We start from the raw sequence: 7,941 nt of genomic DNA, 5'->3' as shown, positions 1-7,941 counted from the left end.
TCGCCCTGACGGCGATTCGCCTTTCCTTGCCCCGCTACGCGGGAAAGTCGGCTACACCTCCGGGCTGAAGCCCGGAGTACTGCCGACGATCCCGATAGCCCTAGCCGGCCAAGAAGACCACTACCTCACCGACACCCGCGAAGCCCTCCGCACCCTCATCCTCGACATCAAGGCCGGAAAGGCCGACCACCTACTGTGAGCAGGGTCAGGGCTGGCACGGTGGCTTGCGCCCCGTTTCCAGTCCCCGACCCTGCTCAGCTCAGCTCAGCTCAAAGAGTGCACTCATTGAGGCGGTGTTGATCCGGAAGCGCCGGAACCAGACTCCGCAGCAGGCGTACGGATCAGCCGAGCTTGGCCGCCTGCGCGTCAATGACGGCGGTCGGCAGCTCGAACGCCTCGCCTCGGGTGATCGCCGCGATGTTGAAGGACGAGAACCCTGCGAGCGTGGTGCCCTGCCGGAAGACGACGACCTTGGTGTCGGCGGCGGCGTCCTGCTTCGTCCCCACGGTCCAGGCGACGGCGTCCTCGCCGACGGAGAGCTTTTCCTCGCTGACCTTGGTGACCTGTTGCTTCTCCCCGTCGATCGTCATGGCGAAGCCCCCGGCGCACTTCTTGCCGGCCTCCCGCAGTGTGGCGAGGGTCTGCTCGGCGCCGTCGGCGTCGTAGGACCAGAGGGAGGTCATCGTCTTGGTGATGTCGAGCGAGTCGATCATCGCCTCCTCGGCCTCCTTCTCCGTCATGTCCGCGAGTTCCTCCGTCGAGGGCATGTCCTTCTTGGCCGCCTCGGGCTCCTGGACGACGAGCCGCTGGGCGCTCGCCGCTGGCTCGCCCGCAGGCAGGGCGGACAGCACCTGAGCGACGGGCTTGCACTCGGCTTTTTCGACGGAGGAGAGGGCGTCGGGTTCGAAGACGTCGTCCTTCCCCGGCTCCGTGATCTCGTGGCCCTCGACGTCGCCCTTGGCGACCACGAGCTTCTCCAGCTCGTCGGCGGCGAGCGCCTTCGCCGCCGGCTTCTCGGACTTGGCGCCGCCCTTCGTCGCCTCCTTGTCCTCACCGCCCTGCTCGCTGCCACCGCAGGCGGTGACCAGAATCGCGAAGGAGACCGCGGAAGCGGTCAGGACGGTACGACGTATGGCAGTGGCTCGCATTACGCATCTCCTGATCAACGCCCTGCGCCCGGATGCGGCGCAGAGTTCACGCGAGCAAGACCCGCGTGGCCGGGCCAGGGTTGTACTCAGGAGTCCTGCCATCAGTGGTTCGTCATCGGTGGTTCGTTAGCCGAGCGTAGCCCGGCGATCACTTCCGCGCCGGGTGGCGCATGCTCCGGGTCGACCACAACCCTCTGACGTGTGCCCAACCGGCCCTCAAGCGGAGCCCTCCGGCAGCACCCCGGGACGGAACCGCTCCACCCCCAACACATGCCGCACCCGCGTCGGCTCGATCAACAACATCACGCGCTGCTCCCCCGGAAGCAGCCACGGACAGCGGTCCTCGCCGATGCACTTCTGCGCCAGGAGCCGCTCGCGAATGTGGCCGTCGATGCTGCTCGGCCCGGAGCAAATGCCCGCTTCGGTGAGCATCAATGACTTCTTCGGGAACCGGGGGACGATGGTTTATGGGCAGTTGGCCGCGTTCTCGGTCGTCTACTCGACGCCGGTCATTTTGCTGTACGCGCTCGTGGCACGGCTGTTGGGTGGTGGGTTTGCTTTGGGTGGAGCGACCAAGGGGTGAAATGGAGAAAGGAGAAATGCGACTCCATGACTGGGAACGTCTGACAGACTCCGCCGAGTGATAGCGACAAACGCTTCCAACGACCTCTGTATCGGCCTCGTGCTCCTGCTGAGCGCGACCGGAGTTCTGCCCCGGAGTTCTGCCACCTCGCTCATGCCCACATCGCCTCCGCCAGCGCTGCGCCGATGAAGGCGGCCCCGATCGCGGAGGCCACACTCGCGAGGACATTGGCCACGGCGTAGAGCCGCGCCCCTATCTCGGCCAGACGAACGGTCTCATAGGAGAAGGCTGAGTAGGTGGTCAGTGTCCCGCACACCCCGGCCCCCACCAGCAACCGCACGCTGGAGGGTGCGTCGCCGTACGTCACGGCGCCGGTCAGCAGCCCGAAGACAAGACAGCCGGCCACGTTGACGATGAACGTCCCCCAGGGGAAAAGCGTGTCGTTACGGGCCTCGACTGCCCGGCCGATCAGGTACCGCAGCGGCGCCCCCACCATCGCGCCGACGACGACGAGCAACCAGTTCACGTCAGGAGCCCCTTACCCGTGCGGCGGATGGCCTCGACAAGGACAGCAGGCCCTCACCACCTGGTTCGTCCACTGCGGCAGATCGCCCGGATCCCCTCGGCGTCACCGGCCGCCACAGGTCGCTCTTCCGGTGATGACCGCCTTCTACGGTGCGCTGTCGGCCAGGTGTCATGTGAGCCCCCGAGCGATCAGGCGACGCGTGACGGCTGACGCGCTCCATGCCGCCGCCAGGGACACCACGAGTGTCAATACGAGGAACGCCAACCCTGTCGTGGCGTGACCTTGGCCCACCAGGCGCCGGATGTCGCCCACGTAGGCGGAGAACGTGGTGAAGCCGCCCAGCACCCCGGTGCCGAAGAACGGCCGCACCAGCCGGTGCGGCGCCCGCACCTCGCTGCTGACCACCATCAGCACACCGAACATCGCGCACCCAACTGCATTGATCTCCAGCATCGTCCAGGGGAAGGCGCCAGGCGCAGTCGGCCACAGCAGCTCAGCCCCGTACCGTGCCGCTGCGCCAAGCCCTCCGCCGAGGGCTGTCACCGCAAGCACCGGCCCCCGCCCGTGTAGCCGCTCGCGTCGCTTCGCGAGAGGGGCCCTGTGCCTTCGGTGATCAGACCGGCCATCGGATGCGGGACAGGTGGTCGTAGTCCACGCAGTGTTCGGACTTGTCGCTGCTGAATCCCTCCAAGAGAAAGGCTCCATCTGGAGTGACAGAGACAGGAGGGAACGCAATGACCAAAGCGACAGCCACAGCGTGGCTGCCTGACAGCGATGCGATACACACTCATACCGAGCTATATGTCCACATATCGGCCATCTATTTCTAAAAGCCACCAGAAATAATGCCGTAGATGTTCACCGGCGAAAAGGTCTTGGCATCAAGGTCGGAATCCGGACGCCAGCCGTGGCATCCATGCCCTGCTTTGGGGCACCGCGTCGCGACGGTCACAGCAGCCCGACCCCGCGCCCCACAGCGGGAGCGCCACCCCTGGGCAGATCCGAATCGCCCACGCTGCGACGCCTGTTCGGGGCGCCGCCTTTCGATCCGCAGGGTGGGTTTCGTCGTTGCTCCGGTCGGCGCGTGAGCGGCGTGTGGACGGTGATTCGTACTGACATAACAATGCTTATTAGTTCGAATTAACATTGAGAAAACAGATGATGGGAATTTGGCTGTCTTAAGGGTCAATCAGGATACGTCCGGGTATCTCTGACGCAAAAGAATCATCCGATAAACGCACGACATTGCTCGTTGGAGTCTCCCTCCCCCACGTCTCCAGCACTCGAAAGGTTTCAGTCCTAGACGCTTCGGAGGCGTGCTCATGCCCCTAACGGTTGCGGAGATAGCCAGGATTCTGATCGTGCTGACCGTCTTTCTGGTCGCGGCGCACCTCTGCGGACATCTCTTCGCACGGTTGCGCCAGCCTCCGGTGATCGGCGAGATCGTCGGGGGCCTGCTGCTCGGGGGCAGTGCCCTGGGCCTTCTCGCCCCCTCGGTGAGCAGCTGGCTGGTGCCGCCTTCCAGCGCCACCGCCCACACGCTGGGCGCCGTCTACCAGCTCGGCACGATCCTGATGGTCTTCCTGGCCGGTCTGGAGATGCGCCAGAGCGGCCTGGGCACGGAGCGCAAGACCGTGGTGTTCACCACCGTCACCGGCCTGGTGATCCCGTTCGCGGCAGGTCTGGCCATTGCCCAGGTGGTGGATACCGGTGGCCTGGCGGGCCCGCACGGGTCGGCGGCGAGCATCTCACTCGTCCTGGGCCTGGCCATCGCGGTGACCAGCATCCCGGTCATCTCCCGGATCATGATGGATCTCGGCATCATGGGCAGCCTCTTCGCCCGGATGGTGCTCACGGTCGCCGTCGTCGAGGACGTCCTGCTCTATGTTGTCCTGGCGGTGATCCTGGGGCTCGCCCACATCCAGGCGGACACCTCCTACGGCCTGCCCGCGCTGCTCCCCGGCCACGCGGTGGGTTGGGACGTGGCCTACTACGTGGGCGCCTCGGTGCTGTTCTTCGCGGTCTGCCTGGCCGGGGGCCGGGCAGCGTTCCGCCGGCTTTCCGCCGGACCCCTGGGTGTGCTGGAGCGGCGCAACCCGGCGGCGTTCCGCCTGGTGTTCCTCTTCGCCCTGTGCCTGGGCTGCATGGGCCTGGGCATCGATCCGATCTTCGGCGCGCTCATGGCGGGCATCGCCATGGCGGGCCAGGAGACGGCGTCACCTGGGCAGGAGGCCGTGCGCGCATTCTCACTGGCCTTCTTCATCCCGATCTACTTCGCGCTCGTCGGCTTCCGCCTCGACCTGGTCCACAACTTGGATCTGGTCTTCTTCGGCTGGCTGTTCGTTCTGGCCTGTGTGGTCAAGTTCGGCAGCGTGTGGCTGGGGGCGCGCCTGGCCGGCAAGTCACCGTCGTGGTCGACCCACTTCGCTGTGGCGATGAACGCCCGCGGCGGCCCGGGCATCATCCTGGCCTCGGTGACCTTTGGTGCAGGCGTTATCAACGGACGGTTCTTCGTCGCCCTCGTGCTGCTGTCCATCCTCACCTCCCAGCTCGCCGGGGTATGGCTGACCCGGGCGCTGTCCAGTGACCCCGCGCTCTTCTCCTCGGACCGTCCGCCCCCGCGGGCGGACGCCGTTCCCGGACAGACAGTGCGTGAACCAGCGAGCGGTTCCAACGCGGCGATGGGGCCGGAGAAGGTGTTGGAGGACCCAACGGGCGAGGCCCGCCAATGCCATCGACCTGCCGCCGACACCGAGGGCGCCGAGGAGGACCGGCAGGACCGGGCCAGCGCCGTGGACCGTGCTGTACAGCAGGAAGGTACGGCAATCACCCCGGCCAAAGCCGACCGGCACCGACCGCCACAACAAGGCTGACGCAGGTGATCGAGGGGCACGGCAGCTGTCGAAAGGAATCGACCTGCCGGCCGCCCGCGCCCCGGTCCGCCGCGCGCTCTGCGTGAGGCGGACCCCGGGTTCGTCCCGCGCGACGGCACCCTGACCGAGTGCGACCGGGCCGGCGACGGCCCGGCCGACCACATCTCAGCAGCCGTCCTCGCCCCGGAGCGGCAACGCTGAAAGACCTCAGTGACTGCGACCTCTCCGCCGCAGTGTTCTCACTCCGGCAGCACCCCGGGACGGAACTTCTCCACCCCCACCACATGCCGCACCCGCGTCGGCTCGATCAGCAGCATCACCCGCTGCTCCCCCGGAAGCAGCCACGGATACCGGTCCTCTCCGATGTACTTCTGCGTCAGCCGGTCCATGGCCCGCTCAGCCACCTCGCCCTCGACGAAACGTACGACCCGCCCCCGGATCTCCACCCGGTCGTAAGGGTTCTCGGCGTCATGGTGGGACAGCGAAACGCTCGGATTGCGCCGCAGGTTGTCCACCTTCACGCGGCCCATCGACGTGTTGACCATGACGTACTCACCTTCCATGTCCGCCCACATGGGCGAAACCTGCGGTGCCCCGTCCGGCCCGACCGTCGCCAGGTGCCAGAAGTTCGGCGCCAGAAGCCGCTCTCGAATGTGGCCGTCGATGCTGCTCATAGCGGTGCCGCCCCTTCACGCTCGCGCTGCCCGCTCGCACGGGCACGTACGGCGCCATCCTCGTGGCCGGAACCAGGCCCCCACCAGATGATCTTCAGCCACCCCGAACACGTATCGGACAAGTATCCGGCGTGATCGGACTCGCATCCGAAATCGTAGAATCCGACAATCTGTGATCCTGGCCGAACAGACCGTAGTCATCGCAGCCCCGCACCCCTACCTTGTGCACGTGCACCAATCGCCACCCCCCGCCCCTGAGCCCATCCCACCCTTCAACGCCCCCGTCGCCCGCAGACTCCGTGCCGCGCTCGGCATGGGACCAGAACATGTCGCGTACGGGATACGGACCTCGTACGGACTGCCCTATGTGACACCCGACCTCGTCGCCGCCTGGGAGACAGGCACCGCGGCGCCCGGTAATGCCGAACTCGTCGCGCTCGCGGGCGTGTTGTGGTGTTCGCCCGCCGAACTCATCGGCGCACCACAGACGTTGCGGGAATTCCGGCTCGCGCGCGGCATCCCGGCCGAGGACGTCGCGCGGGCCGTGGGACTCGAACTCCCCGTGTATCTGCGGATGGAGGAGAACAACGAGTGGCGCGGCAACGAGCGTCAGTCCGCGGCCCTCGCCGAGGTGCTCGGCCTCGCGCTGCCGGATCTCGTCACCGTCCGCGGACGCCGCCCGAAACTCGCCGAGTTGTTGCGCAACGCGTGCTCCACGCGCTGGCAGGCGTACGTGCGTCCGGTCAGCAAGCTGTTGCCGCTGGACCGGTGGCTCGTGGAGGACGTGCTCGAGTCGCTGTACACGGAGTACCAGCTACAGATGGCGCCCACCCTGAGCTGGGGCAACGGGACGGTGGCCGTCGAGGCCGGGGACGTGGGCCGGGACTTCCTGGACCAGGTCGTCGACCACTTCTGGTCCAAGGTCCAGCACCACGCCCCATAGAGCGCAACGCCCCATTAGCAGAGCCCGCTCCAGAACCCCGCTCCAGAACACAGACCTCTAGAACACCGACTCCGCCTCGTCCATCCGGTCCTTCGGCACCGTCTTCAGCTCCGTGACCGCCTCCGCGAGCGGCACCATCTCGACCTCCGTGCCGCGCAGCGCCGTCATCCGCCCGAAGTCGCCCCGGTGGGCGGCTTCGACGGCGTGCCAGCCGAAGCGGGTGGCGAGCACGCGGTCGTACGCCGTCGGTGTGCCGCCGCGCTGGACGTGGCCGAGAATGACCGGCTTGGCCTCCTTGCCGAGCCGCCGCTCCAGTTCGTACGCGAGTGCCGTGCCGATGCCCTGGAAGCGCTCGTGGCCGAACTGGTCGATCTCGCCGTGGCCGTAGTCCATGGTGCCCTCGGCGGGGTGCGCGCCCTCGGCCACGCACAGCACCGCGAACTTCTTGCCGCGGGCGAAGCGCTCCTCGACCATCTTGACCAGGTCGCCCGGGTCGAAGGCCCGCTCGGGCAGGCAGATGCCGTGGGCGCCGGCGGCCATGCCGGACTCGAGCGCGATCCAGCCGGCGTGACGGCCCATGACCTCGACGACCATGACGCGCTGGTGCGACTCGGCGGTGGTCTTGAGGCGGTCCATCGCCTCCGTGGCGACGCCGACCGCGGTGTCGAAGCCGAAGGTGCGGTCGGTGGACGAGATGTCGTTGTCGATCGTCTTCGGTACACCGACGACCGGCAGGCCGACGTCCGAGAGCATCCGGGCGGCCGTGAGCGTGCCCTCGCCGCCGATCGGGATGAGTGCGTCGATGCCGAACTCGCGCATCTCGTCCTGGGCGCCCTCGCAGGCCTCGCGCAGCCGGTCGCGCTGGAGGCGGGAGGAGCCGAGGATCGTGCCGCCGCGGGCCAGGATGCCGCTGACCGCGTCCAGGTCGAGGTTGCGGTAGCGGCCGTCGAGCAGTCCCGCGTAACCGTCCTCGAAGCCGATCACCTCGTCGCCGTAGTGGGCGACGGCTCGGTGCACGACCGACCGGATCACTGCGTTCAGCCCCGGGCAGTCGCCGCCTGCGGTGAGAACTCCGATACGCATCGTGCTGTTTCTCCTGCTCGCTGCTTGGTACGTAAGGGCTGTCGGTACTTGTGAACTGTCGTCTTGTGAGCTGTCGTGAAGTGTCGGTACGTGTGAGCCGGTCCGATTGTT

Annotated in this window: 8 protein-coding genes and 2 pseudogenes; 4 read left to right on the top strand and 6 right to left on the bottom strand. The window is 67.2% G+C overall.

Annotation, left to right across the window (positions count from 1 at the left end):
• Positions 1 to 199 (top strand): annotated as a pseudogene (locus OP79_RS55400) (hypothetical protein); the annotation flags it as partial.
• A 142-nt stretch (positions 200 to 341) separates the two neighbouring features.
• Here OP79_RS55400 and OP79_RS27860 read toward each other — a convergent pair.
• Complete coding sequence (locus OP79_RS27860; RefSeq protein ID WP_033323966.1) at positions 342 to 1,148, bottom strand: hypothetical protein; 807 nt, start codon at positions 1,146 to 1,148, stop codon at positions 342 to 344.
• Between the two features lie 216 nt (positions 1,149 to 1,364).
• Complete coding sequence (locus OP79_RS27855) at positions 1,365 to 1,580, bottom strand: hypothetical protein (protein ID WP_342669559.1); 216 nt, start codon at positions 1,578 to 1,580, stop codon at positions 1,365 to 1,367.
• On the opposite strand from OP79_RS27855, the pseudogene OP79_RS52180 reads away from it, so the two are divergent.
• Positions 1,540 to 1,731, top strand: a pseudogene (locus OP79_RS52180) (carbohydrate ABC transporter permease); the annotation flags it as partial. The gene OP79_RS27855 and the pseudogene OP79_RS52180 sit on opposite strands and share 41 nt — an antisense overlap.
• Before the next feature lie 151 nt (positions 1,732 to 1,882).
• On the opposite strand, the gene crcB reads toward OP79_RS52180, so the two are convergent.
• Positions 1,883 to 2,257 carry a fluoride efflux transporter CrcB gene (crcB, locus tag OP79_RS27850; RefSeq protein WP_033323964.1) on the bottom strand — a complete coding sequence of 125 codons (375 nt, stop codon included), beginning with the start codon at positions 2,255 to 2,257 and terminating at the stop codon, positions 1,883 to 1,885.
• A 168-nt stretch (positions 2,258 to 2,425) separates the two neighbouring features.
• The gene (locus tag OP79_RS27845; protein WP_078492043.1) at positions 2,426 to 2,962 is read right to left on the bottom strand and encodes a FluC/FEX family fluoride channel; all 537 of its coding nucleotides are present in this window, start codon (positions 2,960 to 2,962) and stop codon (positions 2,426 to 2,428) included.
• 617 nt (positions 2,963 to 3,579) lie between these two features.
• On the opposite strand from OP79_RS27845, the gene OP79_RS27840 reads away from it, so the two are divergent.
• Positions 3,580 to 5,130, top strand: a complete 1,551-nt coding sequence (locus tag OP79_RS27840) for a cation:proton antiporter (RefSeq protein ID WP_245685468.1) — start codon at positions 3,580 to 3,582, stop codon at positions 5,128 to 5,130.
• 239 nt (positions 5,131 to 5,369) lie between these two features.
• Here OP79_RS27840 and OP79_RS27835 read toward each other — a convergent pair whose 3' ends face one another.
• Complete coding sequence (locus tag OP79_RS27835; protein ID WP_033323960.1) at positions 5,370 to 5,804, bottom strand: PPOX class F420-dependent oxidoreductase; 435 nt, start codon at positions 5,802 to 5,804, stop codon at positions 5,370 to 5,372.
• A gap of 172 nt (positions 5,805 to 5,976) precedes the next feature.
• On the opposite strand from OP79_RS27835, the gene OP79_RS27830 reads away from it, so the two are divergent.
• Complete coding sequence (locus OP79_RS27830) at positions 5,977 to 6,747, top strand: helix-turn-helix domain-containing protein (RefSeq protein WP_425428615.1); 771 nt, start codon at positions 5,977 to 5,979, stop codon at positions 6,745 to 6,747.
• 57 nt (positions 6,748 to 6,804) lie between these two features.
• Here the strand turns inward: OP79_RS27830 and OP79_RS27825 are convergent, their stop codons facing one another.
• Complete coding sequence (locus tag OP79_RS27825) at positions 6,805 to 7,830, bottom strand: ATP-dependent 6-phosphofructokinase (RefSeq protein WP_033323959.1); 1,026 nt, start codon at positions 7,828 to 7,830, stop codon at positions 6,805 to 6,807.
• Positions 7,831 to 7,941: the final 111 nt, after the last annotated feature.

Source organism: Streptomyces yerevanensis (genome assembly GCF_000716805.1).
GTDB lineage: Bacteria > Actinomycetota > Actinomycetes > Streptomycetales > Streptomycetaceae > Streptomyces > Streptomyces flaveus.
This window is presented reverse-complemented; position numbering and strand designations above follow the sequence as displayed.

Bases quoted from the DNA above. Each gene is read 5' to 3' on its own strand.
- OP79_RS27825 (WP_033323959.1), bottom strand. From the start codon at position 7,830: ATGCGTATCGGAGTTCTCACCGCAGGCGGCGACTGCCCGGGGCTGAAC.
- OP79_RS27835 (WP_033323960.1), bottom strand. From the start codon at position 5,804: ATGAGCAGCATCGACGGCCACATTCGAGAGCGGCTTCTGGCGCCGAAC.
- OP79_RS27855 (WP_342669559.1), bottom strand. From the start codon at position 1,580: ATGCTCACCGAAGCGGGCATTTGCTCCGGGCCGAGCAGCATCGACGGC.
- OP79_RS27840 (WP_245685468.1), top strand. From the start codon at position 3,580: ATGCCCCTAACGGTTGCGGAGATAGCCAGGATTCTGATCGTGCTGACC.
- OP79_RS27845 (WP_078492043.1), bottom strand. From the start codon at position 2,962: ATGGAGCCTTTCTCTTGGAGGGATTCAGCAGCGACAAGTCCGAACACT.
- OP79_RS27860 (WP_033323966.1), bottom strand. From the start codon at position 1,148: ATGCGAGCCACTGCCATACGTCGTACCGTCCTGACCGCTTCCGCGGTC.